Origin of the sequence: Halalkalibacter lacteus (assembly GCF_036663595.1) — a bacterium.
GTDB classification, from domain to species: domain Bacteria; phylum Bacillota; class Bacilli; order Bacillales; family Bacillaceae_D; genus Halalkalibacter; species Halalkalibacter lacteus.
Map to the genome: position 1 here is coordinate 13,956 of NZ_JAWRVL010000027.1, position 18,994 is coordinate 32,949.

The following is an 18,994-nucleotide window of genomic DNA, read 5'->3' on the forward strand; positions in this document are numbered from 1 at the left end:
AGATAATGATGAACATTCCTGGATCGAAAAAAAAGTGAGCTTGTCATTGCTCACCTTTCTTTGATTCTTATATGAAAACTAAGTCACTTTTTATCTAAGTAAGTAAATATCGACTTAAGCTTTGTTGAATTCATCAGGGTCTGGGCCAATTCGCTTATCTTGATTTAGGGAGTTTATTTGACTAATCTCCTCTTCTGTGAGCTCAAAATCAAAGACGTCCGCATTTTCAGCGATGCGATGCGGTTTCACTGATTTTGGAATCGTGACCACTTCATTTTGCAAATCCCAGCGTAAAATAACTTGAGCTGTTGACTTATTATATTTCGTTGCAATTTCATTTAAAATAGGCTCATCAAGAAGTCCACCCTGCATTAGAGGAGACCAAGCTTCAAGTTGAATTTCATTCTTTTTACAGAACTCTCGTAATTCCGTTTGATTAAGACGTGGATGGAATTCAACTTGATTAACCATCGGTTTTATTTCACAATTTGCAAGTAAGTCTTCAAGGTGATGAATTTTAAAATTACTTACACCAATTGCACGGATACGGCCATCCTTATAAAGTTTCTCCATTGCTTTCCACGTATCTACATATTTCCCTTGAGCTGGAACAGGCCAGTGAATTAGGTAAAGGTCTAGATATTCTAAACCTAGTTTATCCAAACTTTCATCAAATGCCGCTAATGTAGATTCATATCCTTGATTAGAGTTCCAAACTTTCGAAGTAATGAATAGTTCATCACGAGGTACATAAGATTCAGCAATAGCTTTTCCTACTCCATCTTCATTTTGATAAATGGCAGCTGTATCAATACTTCTATATCCAAGTTCTAGTGCAACGTTTATTGAATTAACAACTTCATCTCCGTCTTTTACTTGAAAAACACCTAAGCCTAGCCAAGGCATTTTCACCCCATTATGTAATGTAGTCGTACTTTGTAAACTCTTTACCATTATTCATCGCTCCTTCATCATGTATGATTCAATTTCATAAAACTTTAATCTATCTCACAAATGAACAGTTTGTCGATGTTCATTCGAAACCAACTCTAAATCAGCTGTCATTGCATTTAATTCTACTTATTTTACACTTTTACATCCTGGAATGACACTCGTAACAGCCGGATGCTGTAAACACCAAGCAAGTGCTCACTGGGCCATATTAATACCTTCAGGTACTTCATAGCGTTGGATTTCTTCAACTAACTTTAGTTGCTTTAACACTTTTGTCTCTTCATGTTTATTCCCGATATCGCTTTGATCAAATACTGTACCTGGTTTATATTCCCCACTTAAATATCCACTCGCCAAAGGTACACGTGCAAGAACCCCTAAATTTTGACTTTCATAAGAAGGAAACACTCGTTCTTCTGGTATACGATCTACTCGATTATAAACCACTTATAAACCACTTGAATAACACTAGCATTTACTTCTGTTGCTAAGTCAGTTGGAATAATGTTATCATTGGATCCAATTGAAACTCCTAGATGCCGTACTTTCCCTGCCTTAATCTGCTTATCCAAGGCAGTCCAAAGGTCATCATTTTTAAATGCTTCGTCACTACCAGAATGAAATTGATAAAGATCAACATAGTCCGTTTGAAGCGCTTTTAAAGAATCATCTAATTGTTTAATCACTTCTTCTGCTGACCAGTGTCTGTTGTCCTTTTTCAAGTAAAATCCGATCAATTTTTCAAAAGGTGATCACAGTAACATCTACTTCCTTTTGTGTGAAATCTTTCCCCATTCGCCTCCATATTGCCAAGTGCCAATACCAACTACGGATACAGTTAAATCAGTTTTTCCAAGCTTACGGTATTTCATTTGTATACTCTCCTCTTTTTATAAAATGAGTGTAACAAAACCCTCCCATAAAAAGTATACGTTTTCATTGTCATTCGGACAAGAACTGAAATAATTTTGAGATAATAACCTTTATGTTATTTACTATAAAAATTATAGTTATTATTTATGGAATCTATTGGTCCTTCTCTTTTACGTTATAATACCTTATAATTTCCTGTTGAAGGAAGGAGGCAAAAATATGGCCGAATTAAAACAATATATCTTTTTTGACTTTGAAATGCTATGTTCTAATACAGGGTTGGCCTTTGAATCGATGGAAGCCATTAGACTAGGCGCTGTTAAGTTTGAAATTGAAACAGAAAAGATCACAACATTTGATCAGTATATTAAACCTATATCTACCAAACCTTTAAGTCGCTTCTGTAAAGATTTAACTGGAATCTACGATAAGGATTTAGAAAGTGCACTGGATTTCAAAATGGTATTCGAGGAATTCTTAACTTGGGTTGGTGGCGTTAAAAAGTCGCGCTTCTTTTCATGGTCTCCCAGTGATTTCAAGAGGCTTAACATAGATGCATCGGTACATGAAATTTCATACTCAACCATAAGTAAGATTGAAAAACGCTATGTTGATTTTCAAGCAATTTTCACAAAAAGAGTTTCAAAATCAAATGTTTCTGTAGAAGCAGCATTAAAATTATATGGTTTAGCTTTTACAGGTGAGAAGCATAACCCCATGTTTGATGCATATAATACACTGCGCATTTATTTGAATTTCTTACAACAACCATTGGAATCAGACTTGATTATGGTGAGAAATTATATCTTTGAAAATGCACACTTTTCGTTCGATGAAATGAATACACATCTCAACGATAAACTATTTCATGATCTTACTGATCTTATAGGTGAATGTGACATTTATTCAATGAAAAGCGCTAGAAAATTATTAAAGAGAACAAGAAGTCTCGTAAACAAATACAGTAATATTCTAATTAATCGCTCTGGGGTGTTTAACCAAGAAAACATATTATTAGTTGAGCATTTAGTAGATTTTTATCATCATTTCTTATTAACATACGAAGAACATGTAGCATACTCTTCGAAGGTTGTAATATTTGATGACTATTTGATTCTGCCTGTAAAAGAACTTTATTCGAAGCGAGGATGAAAATCTTCCTTCATACATAAAACACTTCTTAATACTTAGGATAAGGAAGAATAACATGATTTTGTCTAATCATCTTTTATAAGCGGCCATCATAACCTTTAAATGTTGTCTTGCAAAGTTATCTGCCGCCTTTTCATGCGGGATTGTCCTATATTTTTTCTTTTCCTCATAGGTTACTCCATTTTTCATATTTTCAGTAAAACGGTCATAATAAAATTCACCCTTATCAAAATAGTCATACAGTCTTTCTTTTTTGTTCTTCCCTTGTCCTCCAATTAATGCTTGTACGTAATGCCCTACTTCATGTAATATCACAAATGATGCATACTCAAAACATGTTGTATGTTCACTTTTCATGTCGTAAAGGTACTCCTTATTTTGAAAATCTTCAGTTACTGACATGATATTAAGATAAATGACAGGTTGAAAGGTTTCCCCTTCATCGATTGCTAACTCTCCAGGAAAATTAATCGGTTCATCAGATATATAAAAGGTTAGATCATTTACAATTGTTCGAAAAATGGATGTTTCTAACCATCTAATGGTTGCATCGATTCCTTCTAGTCCATGATGTGCAAATGTTTTAGAAATATTAAATTGTTGTTTTAAGAAATCTTCTCCTTCATACATAAAATCTAATGATTTAATAATTTTCATTACTGGGTATCCCCTCATTTCTCTGTTATCGAAGATCCCTTCCTATTTTTTAGTCTATTTCTATTTACAAGCCTGTAGAAAATACTATTCGATAACATTCACTGTTATGTTGTTCCTTCAAGTAATTTTCCAATTTAAAAATAAAAAAAACCGAAAGACGGATAGTACACATATCCGTCTTTCGGTTTTCAAACATTTTTTATATCCGCTTCAATTTATAAATAAAAACACGATCTCATTATATATACCCTAAAATGAAATATCATCAAATAATATCTTCTTTTTAAGTTGGTTCATTTAATACAATAACTTCCCCTAAGTGGCAACTCCTTCTGCATACGTCTTAATTAATTCCAACTCGATCACCTTCCTATTTTAAATATAAGAAAAATTCCCGTCTCCTAATAGAGACGAGATTACCCGCGGTACCACTCTTATTGTTCATCATGAACCTTCTTACCAAATGATAACGGGCTTCTCCGACCATACCCTACTTTGTCTTCATTTTCAGGTTGTTTCACCAAAGTACGCTTCATAATGATATATCTATTAGGCTCTCACCAACCCTAACTCTCTTCAAGACACTCTCATAACTACTGTCTTCTTCATAGAATTTTCATATTTTTGACATTATAAACAATATAGAAAAATAAATCAACCGGCAGGGGATAAGTGAAATTCTTATTCACCTTAGAACGTTAACTTTACTCCATTGTGTTCTCTGATGTATTTTCTTATTAAAAAAAATCTTATAAGAACCCTCCTCTCATTTATACAACTAACTATAGATAATAGCTATAATCCTAAATGGATTATGGCTATTATTTAGACATGTACATGACTTACGACGGACCCACTATAACCTTACTTTAAAGGGTTAGAGCGTTTTCTTGTTCTACACGAGTATTATTTTGTTTGAAAATAAACTTACACTCCTCCCTCACTCTAGTTAATAAATCTTCTATATGTCCTGGTTTCTCAACGATAAATGAATACATAGGTATTAGAGAACCGGATTCACTTGTTTCATAAATAACTTTCACAATCTCTTCTGTAAAAGAATCTTCTGATTCATCTGTATTGGTCTCTATTAATTCCCACACAACATAATAATGGTTTTTCACTTCATCGCTAAAATACTCTTTCACATTTAATACTTCCCGGGTCATCATTTGATGTCATCCCTTCCAGCCATAATTTTTTAGTCATAGTTTGAACTAACCTTTGAAACTCAAAAAATGTCATGAAAATGGGTATATGCATAATCCTGACGAAAAGACAGATTGTGATAACCAATATATCTTACTGTTATTATTGTAATCGTTAGACAAGCATTACTTCTATGACCTTCATCACTCTTTTTAAAAAGTTTTCAAAATAGGCAAACGTAGAGTAATGAAGTTTCGGATAACTCCATTACTGTTTAATGGCCTTCTTTTCATGCATATCCCTGTAAAAGGATAAAACCTTTTTGTTTGTGATGAGTATCACATACTTTTTTTTTCAAAATCATCTATCATTTAAGAAGAGACAGCTAGAAATATTTCACAGTAATAATTGGTTGGACATCATAACACTTTATATCGAGAGGCGATGCTTGTTATGTGAGAAAAACTATTTTTCAGAGTTTGATGTTAATCTGTTTAAATGAAGTAAATATTTTAACAAGAAGGCGAGTGAGGATTTTGAAAAAGGAAAAAAATAGATGGTTGATTGCATTATCTGCAATCGCTATTCATTTATCAATTGGTTCAGCTTATGCCTACAGTGTATACACAAATCCAATTGGAGAGTCAGTAGGTTGGAAAGGAACTCAAGTTACACTTGCATTTACATTAGCCATTGCTTTTTTAGGAATATCCGCAGCTACATTTGGTCGAATGGTCGAAAAGAAAGGTCCTCGAAAATCTGCTATGTTAGCAGCCATTCTATTTAGTGTCGGACAACTTGGAGCCGGTTTTGCCGTATCTATTCAATCGTTGCCTTTGTTTTTATTCATGTATGGTGTAGTTGGAGGAATTGGACTAGGATTAGGCTATATTTCTCCAGTATCTACCCTTGTAAAGTGGTTTCCAGATAGAAGAGGGTTAGCTACAGGAATGGCTGTCTTTGGTTTTGGAGCCGGTGCTCTGATAACGAGTCCCATTGCAGCTAAATTAATTGAAATTGTTGGGATTCCAAACACATTCTATATTCTAGGAACAGCTTATTTCGTTTTAATGATGTCTGGTGCATCTTATATCGTCCGTCCATCAGAAGGTTGGATGCCTGAAGGAATGAAAATGACCAAGCAAACTAGTAACAAAAAATTGAAAGAAGACTTATCTCAGCTCACTGCGAACGAAGCTGTGAAAACGAAGCGATTCTGGATGCTTTGGGCCATGATTTTTATTAATATTAGTTCAGGCATCATGATTATTTCCGTTGCCTCTCCCATATCTCAAGAAATGGTTGGACTAAGTGTTGCAACGGCTGCTTCCATGGTCGGTCTTATGGGTATGTTTAATGGCGGTGGCAGAATTGGATGGGCTAGTATTTCGGATTATTTAGGTCGTCCTACTGTATTTTCAGTATTTTTCATCATTCAAATTACAGCATTTCTAACGTTGCCCCATATAACTAATGTTATCTTGTTTCAAGTTTTCATTTTCCTAATTATGACTGTTTATGGCGGTGGGTTTGCTTCCCTTCCGGCCTTTATAGCTGATATCTTTGGTACAAAAGAATTGGGTGCCATTCATGGATACATTCTAACGGCTTGGTCAGTTGCCGGTATCGTTGGTCCTATTGCTGTATCTTATTTTCATGAAGCTACAGGTAGTTATATCCCTGCTTTCTATTTCTTTACTATTTTATTATTCATAGCGTTTATTATATCCATACTCATTCAATATGATATTAATAAAATCAAAAGAAAACAAACAAAAGCATCTGTTTTAAAAGCAGGATAACCTCTTTATCCTAATGTATCATATGTAAAATTATTCACAAGAACATCCATTGTATCGGACTTTGGGTGTTTTATTTATGTAGACTTTTTTAGCATTAATTTATAAGATTAAAAATCAAGAGAGCGTTTCAGAATTATTCCTCTTCATCCCCTATCCTTAGTTGTATTTATCTTTCTTATCAAACCATAATAAATAAAGTGCGATATCAATAGACATCGCACTCAGAAATACTATCTACTATTAATTACTAACAAAATTCATGCTAACTCCATTCACTATTCTTTCATCCTCTCCTAAGTTCAATGAGCCCCCAACGCCAACATGTCTCTCATATCCGCTTCAGCCGTCGTAATCAGCTTTAAATCAAACGCTTCTTGTAATACACTAAGTACGCCTGGTGTAATCCATTCTGGCAGCTTCGGTCCGATTCGAATATCTTTGATTCCTAGGCTGAATAAGCCAAGAAGAATGGCGACTGCTTTTTGCTCGAACCATGATAAGACAATGCTTACAGGCAGTTCATTTACTTCGCAGTCGAAGGCTTCTGCTAACGCTAGCGCAATTTTGACTGTTGAAACCGAGTTATTACATTGACCTAAGTCGATGTATCGTGGAATTCCTGTGTCTGCTACTGTTCCAAAGTTGTGATCGTTGAATCGAAATTTACCACAGGAAGTCGTTAAAATAACTGTATCATTTGGTAAGGATGTTGCAAGCTCGCGGTAGTAATTCCCACCTGGTCCTGGTGCATCGCAGCCTGCAATGACGAAGAAACGTTGGATTTTTCCGGCTTTTACTGCATCAACAATTTCAGGCGCGATTCCGATAACCGTGTTGTGATGAAATCCAGTAGTTAAGCTGTCTTCGCTATGCATGTTTGCATCAGGTAACGATTGTGCTTTTTTAATTAAAGGAGTGAAATCATCATTTGCTATTTTTTCAACCCCTTCTAAACCTGCTATGTCATAGGAAAAAAATCGGTCTGAATAGCTTCCTTTAATAGGCATGACACAATTTGTTGTCGCAAGAATCGCTCCTTTGAACTTTTCAAACAAACGACGTTGGTCAAACCAAGCTTTTCCGATATTCCCTTTTAAATGTGGATACTTTTTTAGTTCTGGATAGCCGTGGGCTGGAAGCATTTCAGAATGTGTGTAAATATTAACTCCTTTTCCTTCCGTTTGTTTAAGTAATTCTTCTAATGCAAATAGATTATGACCTGTTACAATGATGGCTTTTCCTTCAACCTTATTTTGTGAAACAGTGACAGGTTCAGGTACTCCAAGTCTACTTGTATGGGCGTGATCTAGTAGTTCCATCACTTTAACAGCAGAAGAGCCGACCTTCATAGCCATATCGATATGCTCTTGTAAATTAAAATTTGAATTAGTTAATGTCATATACAACGCTTCATGTGTTGTTGCATCGACTTCTGAGTCAGAAAATCCAAGTTGTCTTGCATGAGTTGCATACGCTGCAATTCCTTTTAACGCAAAAACGAGTGTGTCTTGTAAGCTTGCAATATCTTCATTTTTTCCGCAAACTCCAACGATGTTACAGCCGCCAGTTGGTGTTTGTTCGCATTGATGACAAAACATAATACGTCGCCTCCGATTTCAATGAATTTCATCTCTCTATAACCCGTATTTTACATACATCTTTAGTGATTATCTGTGACATTTATCACTTATTCTTGTAAGGCCTTTATTTATTACCTGTTCTCTAATAAAAACCAGCTGTTGAGAATGATCTCACAGCTGGTTTTTATTTTTGTCTACTTAATAGAAGAGTCTTAGCTTCTACGATTTTGTCTTCGGTTGGTGGTTCTACATGCTCTAAAGCATATTCAAGTCCTAATTCCTTCCATTTATAAACCCCTAATTTATGATATGGAAGAACTTCAACCCTTTCTACATTGGTTAATTCGTCAATAAACAGTCGTAAATTTCTCAAATCGTTCTCATCATCTGAAATTCCCGGGACTAACACATGACGAACCCAGATCGGCATGTTTTTACTAGAAAGCAATTTCGCAAAAGCTAAAATGTGATCATTTTTCATTCCTGTTAATGCTTGATGTTTGATAGGATCAATATGTTTTAGGTCTAGTAGCACTAAATCTGTTAATCCAAGTAATCGATCAAGTTTGCGTAAAAATTCAGGATGCTCCTGGAAACAACCTCCTGAAGAATCAATGGTCGTATGGATACCTAGCTCCTTACATTTTGTAAAAAGTTCAATTAAAAAGTCGAGATGAAGCAAAGGTTCTCCTCCAGAAACCGTAATTCCACCACCACTGCTTTCAAAGTACGGCATATAAGACTGTAGATCGTTGATAATTTCATCAACTGTGATCTCTTTTCCTTCGCCAACCTTCCATGTGTCTGGATTATGACAATATTGACATCGTAATAAACAGCCTTGCATAAACACGATATAACGTAATCCAGGCCCATCTACAGTTCCACATGTTTCTATTGAATGAATCTTTCCTATCATAACGAATCCCTCATTTTTCTAGATAACCAAGGTGACTGATTAGAGTTGCCCCCGTTAGTTGTCTTTATTTTTGTTTTTTCTTAAAGGGGCAACTACTATGCAGTGGCTACACTTTTTACTCTTAGTTCATACAAAAAGGTAAAAAGCAACCTTTTTGTATTAGCATAAACTCTACAGTGATTCGTGAAACGTCCGATTTATAACATCAATTTGCTGATCACGTGTTAATTTAATAAAATTAACAGCATAACCCGATACACGAATCGTTAGTTGTGGATATTCTTCAGGATGCTCCATAGCATCAATTAATGTATCACGATTGAATACATTAATATTTAAGTGATGCCCCCCTTGTTTTGCATATCCATCAAGAATCCCAACTAGATTTGACGTCTGATCCTGTTCTTCTTTTCCTAATGCTTTAGGTACGATACTAAATGTATTAGATACGCCATCAAGCGAATACTCATATGGTATTTTTGCAACAGATGTCAAAGATGCAAGCGCTCCCTTTTGATCGCGTCCATGAAGTGGATTAGCTCCAGGTGCAAATGGCTCCCCTGCTTTTCTCCCATCTGGTGTATTGCCGGTCTTTTTGCCGTACACAACATTACTTGTAATCGTTAAGACAGACATTGTTGGTATCGCATTTCTATACGTTCTATGTTTTTTCAATTTATTCATAAAGGATTTCACAAGCGACACGGCAATATCGTCGACACGATCATCGTTATTTCCATATTTAGGGTAATCACCTGCGATTTCATAGTCGACAGCAATCCCTTGTTCATCGCGAATGACTTTTACTTTTGCATGTTTGATTGCACTTAAACTGTCCGCTGTTACCGATAATCCTGCAATCCCGCAAGCCATCGTGCGAATGATTTCTTTGTCATGCAGGGCCATTTCAATCCGTTCATAACTATATTTATCATGCATGTAGTGAATCACATTAAGTGCATTCATATACAGTTCTGCTAACCAATCCATCACCTTATCAAAATTAGCAACGACCTTTTCGTACTCTAAATACTCGTCTGTAATTGGTGAAAAAGATGGTCCTACTTGAATTTTAAGTTTTTCATCAACCCCACCGTTAATCGCATACAGGAGTGTTTTTGCTAAATTAGCACGCGCTCCAAAAAATTGCATTTGTTTTCCTATTTTCATTGCACTTACACAACAAGCAATTCCGTAGTCATCACCGTAACTCGCTCTCATTAGATCATCATTTTCATATTGAATCGAGCTTGTTTTAATTGACATATTTGCACAATAATCTTTAAAGTTCTTAGGTAATTGATTTGACCATAATACCGTTAAATTTGGTTCGGGTGCTGGTCCTAAATTATCTAATGTGTGCAGGAATCGGAACGAACTTTTTGAAACTAACGCTCTTCCATCAACTCCTACTCCCCCAATTGATTCAGTTACCCAAGTCGGGTCACCACTAAATAGTTCATTATAATCTGGCGTTCTCGCAAACTTCACGAGTCGTAGTTTCATAACAAAATGATCGACTAATTCCTGAGCTTCAACCTCTGTTAACGTCCCTTCTTGAATATCTCGCTCAATATAAATATCTAAAAACGTTGAAATTCGTCCTAGGCTCATTGCTGCACCATTTTGCTCTTTAATTGCTGCTAAATAAGCAAAGTACAACCATTGAAACGCTTCTTTTGCTGATTCTGCTGGCTTTGAGATGTCGTACCCATACGACGCAGCCATTTCTTTTAATTCACGTAGGGCTCTAATCTGTTCGGATAATTCTTCACGATCACGAATGACCTCTTCTGTCATCGTCGAGCCAGTCGTATTTAATTCTTCTTGTTTTTGATTTAATAAATAGGCAACACCATAAAGCGCTACTCTTCGATAGTCTCCGATAATTCTACCACGACCGTAGGCATCTGGAAGGCCTGTGATGATCCCAGCTTTTCGTGCTAATCTCATTTCAGGTGTATAGGCATCAAATACTCCTTGGTTATGAGTCTTGCGATAGTTTGTGAAAATTTCTTCCACCTCAGGTGCAAGTGTATATCCGTAAGCTTTACACGAATCTGCAGCCATTCGGATCCCACCAAAAGGTTGAAGCGATCTTTTAAATGGTTCATCTGTTTGCAATCCAACCACTTGCTCTAATTCTTTATTTAAGTAGCCAGGCTCATGAGATACAATTGTAGAAACGATCGATGTATCCATATTTACAACGCCGCCGTTCTCGCGTTCCTTTTTACTAAGATCCATAATTTGATCCCATAATTGTAAGGAATGATCTGTTGCTTGTTCTAAAAATGTATCATCCCCTTCATATAACCTGTAATTCCGTTGAATGAAGTCTCTGACATCTACGTCATTTTGCCATTTCCCTTGTTTAAACGTTCTCCAATAGTTCATTTACTTTTCCTCGCTCTCTCAAATTATCTGCGATGTACGTACACACCTTCAATGTGAACACTTTCACAATGATAGGTGCTCACGTTTACATGATTAGTAAATTTACACCTATCTATGTGATTTGTCTTGCGATGACGTTTAATACCTTACACTTATTAGTTTATTAGATTTACCAATATATGAATGTGATAAATATCACAAATCACTTGGTATTCGTGACGAAATAATGAATTTGATCGACATTTTACAAGATAAGATAAACATTGTTTCCCTCTACTTCGATTGGATAAGTTTGAACGCTTCCTCTGTCAGGCGCTTGAACTTTTCCATCAATGAGTGAAATAATCCAATCATGAATCGGACAATAAATATATTCACCACTTACAAGACCGTCAGCAAGTTTTCCCCCTTTTGGATGAGGACTCTTGTTTTTAATCGCTCGAACGTCTCCATTTGAAAGGCGAAATACCGCTATTTCCTCTTGGCCTACCATAAACACTTGACCAACCATACTTGGTAACTGATCATAATCAGCAATTTTTGTACGTATTCCATTGTAAATCATTGAAAATCTCTCCCTTCTTCTTTTACACTTTCAGGATTTCACGTGTTGTATAATAAGCATCACGAATAGATGAATCCTCTATCGCTTTTTGCCATGGCTCTTCATAACGAGCAAGCGTTTTGCTTAGGCGTGTGTTTAACTCATTTCTTTTCTCCTCATTAAAAACAACCTCTTTCACATGTTCCAACCCTAAACGGTCTACCCAACTAGAAGTTCGCTCTAAATACAATGCCGTTTCACGATAATATTGTAAATAAGCTCCAGTAATTTCGAACACTTCTTCTTCCGTCTTCACTTTACACAGTAGGTCCCCAGCTCGTAGGTCGGTCCCCCCGTTACCTGCTACATAAATTTCCCATCCGCCATCAAGCCCTACGATTCCGACATCCTTAATTCCCGCTTCTGCGCAGTTTCTTGGGCAAGCAGATACACCCATTTTTACTTTATGTGGCGTATCAAGACGCTCAAAGCGTTTTTCTAACTCTATTCCTAAACTCATAGAATCTTGTGTCCCAAAGCGACAGAACTGTGCTCCAACACATGTTTTCACTGTACGTAACGTTTTACCGTACGCATATCCCGACGGCATCCCTAACTCTTCCCAAACATCAGGTAGCTGATCTTTTTCTAGACCATATAGCCCAATTCGCTGTCCACCTGTAATTTTCAGTAACTGTACATTGTATTTCTCAGCAACCTCCGCTAGTTTCCGTAAATCCTTCGCTGTTGTTACACCGCCGTACATTCTTGGAATCACTGAATACGTTCCATCTTTTTGAATGTTCGCATGCATTTTTTCGTTCACTAGACGCGAATCTCTTTCATCTCGATAGTCCGGATACACCATACCTAAAAAGTAGTTGAGAGCTGGACGACATCTCGAGCAGCCTTCCTCGGTTGACCAGTTTAGAACATTCATTACTTCTTTAATGGTTGTTAATCCTTTTTCTTTGATTTCCTCAACCACCTCATCACGACTTAATGTTGTACAACCACATACCGTCTTTTTCTCGGCAGTTTGTGCGAACTCGTCACCAAGAGTGTACGCAATGATGTCTTGAATGACTGGTTTGCATCGTCCACAAGAACGACCAGCATTCGTACATCCTCCAACCTGCTCGACTGTCGTTACCCCTTCTTGGTGAATGGCACTGACAATCGTTTCCTTTTTTATTCCATTACAACCACATACAATCTCATCATCTGGCATCGTTGCAACATCATTTGTTTCTGCCTCTCCTGACTGAAAAAATGAAATAGAAGTAGAATCTGAAACGTCTTGGTTTTCGTTTAACATTCTAAATAATCGGTTGCTGTCTTTTGTATCTCCATATAACACGATCCCAACAATTCGGTTATCTCTGATGAGAACTTTTTTATAAACGCCTTCGTATTCATTGTGAACGACAATTGATTTTGATGATTCATCGTCATAAATTTCACCAGCTGAGAACAAGTCCACTCCTGAAACTTTTAATTGTGTTCCTGTGATTGACCCTTCGTACCCTTGGTCTTTCTGATTGCAAAGAGTTTGAGCGAGAATTTTTCCTTGTTCATAAAGAGGAGCGACTAGACCATAAACAACTTCTCTATGCTCGGCGCATTCACCAATGGCATACACATGTGGAATGTTAGTCTCCATAAAATCATTTACAACAATGCCTCGGTTTACGTAGATTCCACTCTGTTTTGCTAACTCGACATTCGGTTTAATACCTGCTGCCATAACGACTAAGTCCGCTTCTACCTCGGTGCCGTCCTTGAACCGAATCCCTTCAACACGGTTAGTTCCAGTCAATTCTACTGTCGCTTTTTCCATTAGAAAATTCATCCTTTGTTGCTCTAATTCTTTTTTCAACATAGTGGATGCAACGGCATCAAGTTGACGTTCCATTAAGTGCTCCATTAAATGAACGACATCAACTTTCATACCTAGATGAATCAATCCCTTAGCTGCTTCTAATCCGAGAAGCCCTCCTCCAATCACAACGGCTTTTTTATATTGTGTAGCTGTCTGAATCATTTCCTTACAGTCTTGGATGTCACGAAAACCTATAACACCTTCTTTACCTGCACCAGGTACTGGCAAGATAAATGGTAAAGAGCCTGTTGCGAGAATTAATTCATCATATTCTACTTGTCTACCTTTATCTGAGAGGACAAGCTTTTTCGTAGTATCAATTCGTACGATAGCCTCTCCAGTAAAAAGTTGAATATGATTCGATTCATACCAAGTTAGGTCATTTATAATCGTCTCTTCAAATGATGTATTTCCTTGAAGTACATTTGATAGTTGAATTCGATTGTAATTAGGATGCGGTTCTTTCCCAAATATCGTAATATCGTACAAGTTAGAATGAAGCTTCAACATTTCTTCAATGACACGAACACCTGCCATTCCGTTTCCTATCATAACTAATTTTTTCTTTCCCATATTCAATCCCTCCAAGTTGTTCAATAGTTCACATGCCTTGTTTCTACTGCTCATTGTAGGGCATAATACATTACAATTATATGAAAAAGATCACACTAACTAACATTTGTTCAGTAATTCACAAGATATTCAGGACTTATTATATGAAAAACATTTATTTGAAATGTATAAAACTATTACACTCTAATTTATTAGCTTTCTTCCTATTAATTATGAATACAAAAAAGCCTTTTTCAACCAAATAATTGCTCAATCATGTGACATTCATCACTTTCAGATTCGGTTTATGTTTGTATGATTTGGATTGTAATTAAAAGATGTATTTTAAATATACAATTCATAATTGGGGGAACACATCATGGGAAGAATAAAAAAGTGGAATCCAGAAAACGAAGAATTCTGGGAAAGAGAAGGGAAAAGGCACGCAAAAAGAAATCTATGGATCTCAGTTCCAACATTAATGCTTGCTTTTATCGTCTGGCAAATTTGGTCAGTAGTTGCAGTTAGATTAAATGATATCGGCTTTCAATTTACAGATGAACAACTATTTACATTAGCGGCAACACCAGGACTTGTTGGTGCAACATTACGATTTGTTTATACATTTGCCGTCGGGAAATTTGGTGGAAGAAACTGGGTTGTGTTTTCTACGAGTATTCTACTAATCCCAACCTTAGGAATTGGTTTTGCCGTTCAGAACGCAGATACACCATATTGGGTGATGCTTCTATTAGCGGCCTTATGTGGCCTTGGTGGAGGAAACTTTTCTTCTGCATTAGCGAATATAAGCTTCTTCTTTCCTAAAAAAGAAAAAGGAACAGCACTTGGAATTAATGGCGGGTTAGGTAATATGGGAGTATCTGTCGTGCAATTCGTTACTCCGCTTATTATTACAGTTGGGACATTTGCTTTTATCGGTGGTGAAGGGCAGCAACTACCAAATGGTCAAGAAATTTGGTTACAGAATGCAGCATTCATTTGGGTTATTCCTATTGTCGTTATGACAATCATTGCCTACTTCGGGATGGATAATCTGCCAACAGCTAAGCAATCAGTAAAAGATCAATTTGTGATTGTAAAACGTAAACACACATGGATTATGACGATCCTATATGTTGCAACATTTGGCTCATTTATCGGATATGGAGCTGCATTTCCCTTGTTATTACGTTCACAGTTTCCTGATTACGTTGCCTTAGCATTTCTTGGTGCATTTTTGGCTGCAGCATTCCGCCCAGTTGGTGGATGGGTCTCTGATAAGTTTGGTGGCGCAAGAGTAACTTCTTATGTTCTTGTTGTTATGGCTCTTGGAGCATTTTCTGTCATTTACTTTATCGGTCAACAACATTTTATTGGATTCTTACTATCGTTTCTCATTTTATTTATGGCTGCAGGAGCGGGATCTGGATCTACATTCCAAATGATTCCAATTATCTTCCCTATTAAAGAAGCAGCTCCTGTACTAGGATTTACTGCAGCATTTGCAGCGTATGGATCTTTCTTCATTCCACAGTTATTTGGATGGTCTGTATCAACTACAGGTACTCCAATTTCAGCGTTGTATTTCTTTATTGGTTTCTATGTTATTTCTATTCTATTAAATTGGTATTACTATCAACGAAAAAATGCAGAAATTAAATGCTAAAGAGGTTGTTCAAAAAGGTTGTTTTTTTAACCTTTTTGAACAACCTCTAAGCAATGAGCGGAACCGCTATATGTTTATTCAGTCTCTAAGGAGCGAACTTCTCCTTAGAGACGCATAGCGCGCGAAGCCTTTTTCATTTTCATCCAAATCTGACTAAGATATGGAAGTCTTGAACAACCTTTAATACTTTTTAAATACCAATGATACATTATGTCCACCAAACCCTAAGGAATTAGATAACACAACATTTACATCTTTTTCTTTTGCGCTATTTGGAACGTAATCTAAATCAAGTTCCTCATCTGGTGTTTCATAATTAATTGTTGGAGGAACCATGCTATCGTTAATCGATAATAAGGAGAAAATGGCCTCGATTGCTCCAGCCGCTCCAAGTAAATGTCCCGTCATCGATTTAGTAGAACTAACTGATAGAGCGTAAGCATGCTTTCCGAAAACTTCTTTTATTGCTGTTGTTTCATATAAATCATTATAATGAGTACTGGTACCATGTGCATTAATATAATCGATGTCTTCTAGTGAAATCTCACTATCATTTAAAGCTAATTTCATCGCGCGCTGCGCACCTTCCCCATTTGGAGCTGGCGTTGTAATGTGATGCGCATCACCTGTTCCGCCATACCCAATCATTTCTCCATATATGTTTGCACCACGTGCTAGCGCGTGTTCCAGTTCCTCTAAAATCAGAACTCCTGAGCCTTCAGCAATGACAAATCCATCGCGATTTTTATCAAATGGTCGACTAGCTGTTTGGGGATCTGGGTTCGTCGAAAGAGCTGTCATATTTTGAAAGCCTGCAATCGTCATATCAGTAATCGCCGCTTCTGTACCACCAGCAATCATAATGTCCGCATCACCATTTTGAACAACTCGAAATGCATCACCTATTGAATTTGCTCCTGAAGCACATGCGGTAACAGAACAGTTGTTAATCCCCTTCGCTCCAACTTCAATCGATACTCGACCTGAAGCCATGTCAGGTATAAGCATTGGAATAATAAATGGACTAACTCGTTTTGGCCCTTTATCTAAAAAGCGTTTGTGCTGCTCTTCAAATGCATCTAAACCCCCAATGCCAGAACCAATCCATACTCCAACTCGTTCAGGATTAACATCTTGTCCAATGTTGAGTCCTGCATCAGAGACCGCCATCTTACTTGCGGCAATAGCAAACTGTGTAAAACGAGCCATTCGTCTAGCTTCTTTTCCATCGATATATTCTGCGGGGTTAAAGTCCTTGACTTCTCCTGCTACTTTTACGTTAAATTGCTCTGAATCAAGTCTTGTTAACGGACCAATCCCCGACACACCATTTTTTATATTTTTCCACGTAGTAGAAACATCATTTCCTAATGGTGTGACAGCTCCCATTCCTGTAATAACAACTCGTTTTTTCAATTAAATTCTCCTCTTCTTTAAATAATCATTTTCCCCATTTTAAACAGATTGAACCCCACGTTAACCCGCCTCCGAAACCAACCATGACAACAATATCACCATCCTGTATTTTCCCATCTTGTAATTCAGAGAATAAAGCTAAAGGAATAGAGGCTGCTGATGTATTGCCGTGATTTCGTACAGTTGTAGATACTTTTTCTTTTTTAAGACCTAGTCGTTCTCTGGCTGCATCAATAATACGCATGTTTGCCTGATGAGGAACAAGAAAGTCAACATCTTCTTTCGTTAGCCCTGCTTTTTCAACGACATCTAAGCTAGAGTTAGGCATTTGCCGCACCGCAAATTTAAATACTTCTCTTCCGTTCATCGAGACAAAATTGGTTTTCTTATCGACAAGTAAATGATTCGCTCCTGCACCATCTGCCCCCAAGGTAAAAGACAAAATCCCTTTATCCTCAGACACTTGACTAAGGACAACGGCGCCAGCGCCATCTCCGAATAACACACACGTATTGCGATCTGTCCAATCAACTATTTTAGAAAATTTTTCACTACCAATGACTAACACATTTTTATATGTGTCATTTTCAACAAATTGTTTCCCCGTTACTAAGGCATAAATAAATCCAGAACATGCAGCGCTTATATCCATTGCTGGGATATGTTGTATACCAAGAGCTTCTTGTACAATACAGGCAACAGATGGAAAAGCATAATCAGGTGTTGCCGTTGCAACCAAAATCAAATCTATATCCTCAGGATGTAATTGGGCATCAGAAATAGCTTTTTGAGCTGCGATAATTGCCATATCAGACGTATCTACATCAACACTAGCAATTCTCCGTTCTTCAATTCCAGTTCTTGTCCTTATCCATTCATCATTTGTATCAACTTTCTTCACCAAATCGTGATTTGTCACGATATTTTCTGGAACATATGAACCAACACCTATGATTCCAACCCGTTTCATTTTATCACCCTAACTTTTACGAATTATGACTAGGTCATAACATCTCCTACAAATTCATTTTACAGGAAAACACTATCAAAATGAAGGAAATCTGAAAATAAGTTTAAAGCCTAGTTCTTTCTCTTTTCTTACAAACAGTTCAAAGTCATAAATTATTTAGTATCCTGATTGAATTTCGGCAACGTTCTCTGAAAACCTCCTCATTTGATTCTAAGTACTTACTTTTTAAGCAAAATAAATAGACGAATTTGTAAATATGGGTCGTCTCTTGCTAATGATGAAATAAATTGTATAAAACACAAAATCAAAATTACCCGAATTTCAATCATAGACGTTCACAGAAAAAATAAACATTTTATAAGAATCCTATATCCTTAAACGTAACTTCAGGATTGAATAATGGGATATGTAAAAAGTCGAAATTAACGAAATAATACACTTTCAAGATCAGGTAAAACAACAAAACAGGAATCCTATCTGA

13 protein-coding genes, 1 pseudogene and 1 other annotated feature are annotated in these 18,994 nt (G+C 36.7%); of the genes and pseudogenes, 3 read left to right on the top strand and 11 right to left on the bottom strand.

Going from position 1 to position 18,994, the window contains the following annotated elements; translation table 11 throughout:
* Positions 1-114: 114 nt before the first annotated feature.
* Complete coding sequence (locus tag SAZ04_RS17090) at positions 115-954, bottom strand: aldo/keto reductase (RefSeq protein ID WP_332697460.1); 840 nt, start codon at positions 952-954, stop codon at positions 115-117.
* 126 nt (positions 955-1,080) lie between these two features.
* Positions 1,081-1,826, bottom strand: a pseudogene (locus tag SAZ04_RS17095) (aldo/keto reductase).
* Between the two features lie 220 nt (positions 1,827-2,046).
* Here SAZ04_RS17095 and SAZ04_RS17100 point away from each other — a divergent pair.
* Positions 2,047-2,979: a 3'-5' exonuclease gene (locus SAZ04_RS17100; RefSeq protein WP_332697462.1), complete on the top strand. Its 933-nt coding sequence runs from the start codon at positions 2,047-2,049 to the stop codon at positions 2,977-2,979.
* A 69-nt stretch (positions 2,980-3,048) separates the two neighbouring features.
* On the opposite strand, the gene SAZ04_RS17105 is transcribed toward SAZ04_RS17100, so the two are convergent.
* Together SAZ04_RS17105 and SAZ04_RS17110 are read right to left on the bottom strand one after the other, a co-directional pair.
* Positions 3,049-3,636: a hypothetical protein gene (locus SAZ04_RS17105; RefSeq protein WP_332697464.1), complete on the bottom strand. Its 588-nt coding sequence runs from the start codon at positions 3,634-3,636 to the stop codon at positions 3,049-3,051.
* Between the two features lie 403 nt (positions 3,637-4,039).
* Positions 4,040-4,254: a binding site (T-box leader), on the bottom strand.
* Positions 4,255-4,505: 251 nt separating this feature from the next.
* On the bottom strand, positions 4,506-4,808 hold the full coding sequence (locus SAZ04_RS17110) for a hypothetical protein (protein WP_332697466.1): 303 nt from the start codon (positions 4,806-4,808) through the stop codon (positions 4,506-4,508).
* 513 nt (positions 4,809-5,321) lie between these two features.
* Here SAZ04_RS17110 and SAZ04_RS17115 point away from each other — a divergent pair.
* Positions 5,322-6,587 carry an L-lactate MFS transporter gene (locus SAZ04_RS17115; RefSeq protein ID WP_332697468.1) on the top strand — a complete coding sequence of 422 codons (1,266 nt, stop codon included), beginning with the start codon at positions 5,322-5,324 and terminating at the stop codon, positions 6,585-6,587.
* A gap of 299 nt (positions 6,588-6,886) precedes the next feature.
* Here SAZ04_RS17115 and hcp read toward each other — a convergent pair whose 3' ends face one another.
* The 5 genes from hcp to nirB form a co-directional block, all read right to left on the bottom strand.
* Positions 6,887-8,185: a hydroxylamine reductase gene (gene hcp, locus SAZ04_RS17120; RefSeq protein ID WP_332697470.1), complete on the bottom strand. Its 1,299-nt coding sequence runs from the start codon at positions 8,183-8,185 to the stop codon at positions 6,887-6,889.
* Between the two features lie 166 nt (positions 8,186-8,351).
* A complete protein-coding gene (pflA, locus tag SAZ04_RS17125) occupies positions 8,352-9,086 on the bottom strand; it encodes a pyruvate formate-lyase-activating protein (RefSeq protein ID WP_332697472.1) in 735 nt (244 codons plus the stop codon).
* A 171-nt stretch (positions 9,087-9,257) separates the two neighbouring features.
* Entirely contained in the window at positions 9,258-11,483 is a 2,226-nt protein-coding gene (gene pflB, locus SAZ04_RS17130; protein WP_332697474.1) for a formate C-acetyltransferase, read from the bottom strand.
* A 244-nt stretch (positions 11,484-11,727) separates the two neighbouring features.
* Positions 11,728-12,048: a nitrite reductase small subunit NirD gene (gene nirD, locus SAZ04_RS17135; RefSeq protein WP_332697476.1), complete on the bottom strand. Its 321-nt coding sequence runs from the start codon at positions 12,046-12,048 to the stop codon at positions 11,728-11,730.
* Between the two features lie 22 nt (positions 12,049-12,070).
* Positions 12,071-14,482: a nitrite reductase large subunit NirB gene (gene nirB, locus SAZ04_RS17140; protein WP_332697478.1), complete on the bottom strand. Its 2,412-nt coding sequence runs from the start codon at positions 14,480-14,482 to the stop codon at positions 12,071-12,073.
* A 358-nt stretch (positions 14,483-14,840) separates the two neighbouring features.
* Between nirB and SAZ04_RS17145 the strand changes: the two genes are divergently transcribed.
* On the top strand, positions 14,841-16,127 hold the full coding sequence (locus SAZ04_RS17145) for a NarK family nitrate/nitrite MFS transporter (protein WP_332697480.1): 1,287 nt from the start codon (positions 14,841-14,843) through the stop codon (positions 16,125-16,127).
* Between the two features lie 180 nt (positions 16,128-16,307).
* Here the strand turns inward: SAZ04_RS17145 and fabF are convergent, their stop codons facing one another.
* Positions 16,308-17,543, bottom strand: coding sequence for a beta-ketoacyl-ACP synthase II (fabF, locus tag SAZ04_RS17150; RefSeq protein WP_332697482.1), 1,236 nt, complete (start codon positions 17,541-17,543; stop codon positions 16,308-16,310).
* A 25-nt stretch (positions 17,544-17,568) separates the two neighbouring features.
* Complete coding sequence (locus SAZ04_RS17155; protein ID WP_332697484.1) at positions 17,569-18,513, bottom strand: beta-ketoacyl-ACP synthase III; 945 nt, start codon at positions 18,511-18,513, stop codon at positions 17,569-17,571.
* Between the last annotated feature and the right edge of the window lie 481 nt (positions 18,514-18,994).

Excerpts from the sequence above, each read along its gene's own strand:
- nirB (WP_332697478.1), bottom strand. The coding sequence starts at position 14,482 with ATGGGAAAGAAAAAATTAGTTATGATAGGAAACGGAATGGCAGGTGTT.
- pflB (WP_332697474.1), bottom strand. The coding sequence starts at position 11,483 with ATGAACTATTGGAGAACGTTTAAACAAGGGAAATGGCAAAATGACGTA.
- SAZ04_RS17155 (WP_332697484.1), bottom strand. The coding sequence starts at position 18,513 with ATGAAACGGGTTGGAATCATAGGTGTTGGTTCATATGTTCCAGAAAAT.
- SAZ04_RS17105 (WP_332697464.1), bottom strand. The coding sequence starts at position 3,636 with ATGAAAATTATTAAATCATTAGATTTTATGTATGAAGGAGAAGATTTC.
- hcp (WP_332697470.1), bottom strand. The coding sequence starts at position 8,185 with ATGTTTTGTCATCAATGCGAACAAACACCAACTGGCGGCTGTAACATC.
- SAZ04_RS17145 (WP_332697480.1), top strand. The coding sequence starts at position 14,841 with ATGGGAAGAATAAAAAAGTGGAATCCAGAAAACGAAGAATTCTGGGAA.
- SAZ04_RS17100 (WP_332697462.1), top strand. The coding sequence starts at position 2,047 with ATGGCCGAATTAAAACAATATATCTTTTTTGACTTTGAAATGCTATGT.
- pflA (WP_332697472.1), bottom strand. The coding sequence starts at position 9,086 with ATGATAGGAAAGATTCATTCAATAGAAACATGTGGAACTGTAGATGGG.
- SAZ04_RS17090 (WP_332697460.1), bottom strand. The coding sequence starts at position 954 with ATGGTAAAGAGTTTACAAAGTACGACTACATTACATAATGGGGTGAAA.
- nirD (WP_332697476.1), bottom strand. The coding sequence starts at position 12,048 with ATGATTTACAATGGAATACGTACAAAAATTGCTGATTATGATCAGTTA.
- SAZ04_RS17110 (WP_332697466.1), bottom strand. The coding sequence starts at position 4,808 with ATGATGACCCGGGAAGTATTAAATGTGAAAGAGTATTTTAGCGATGAA.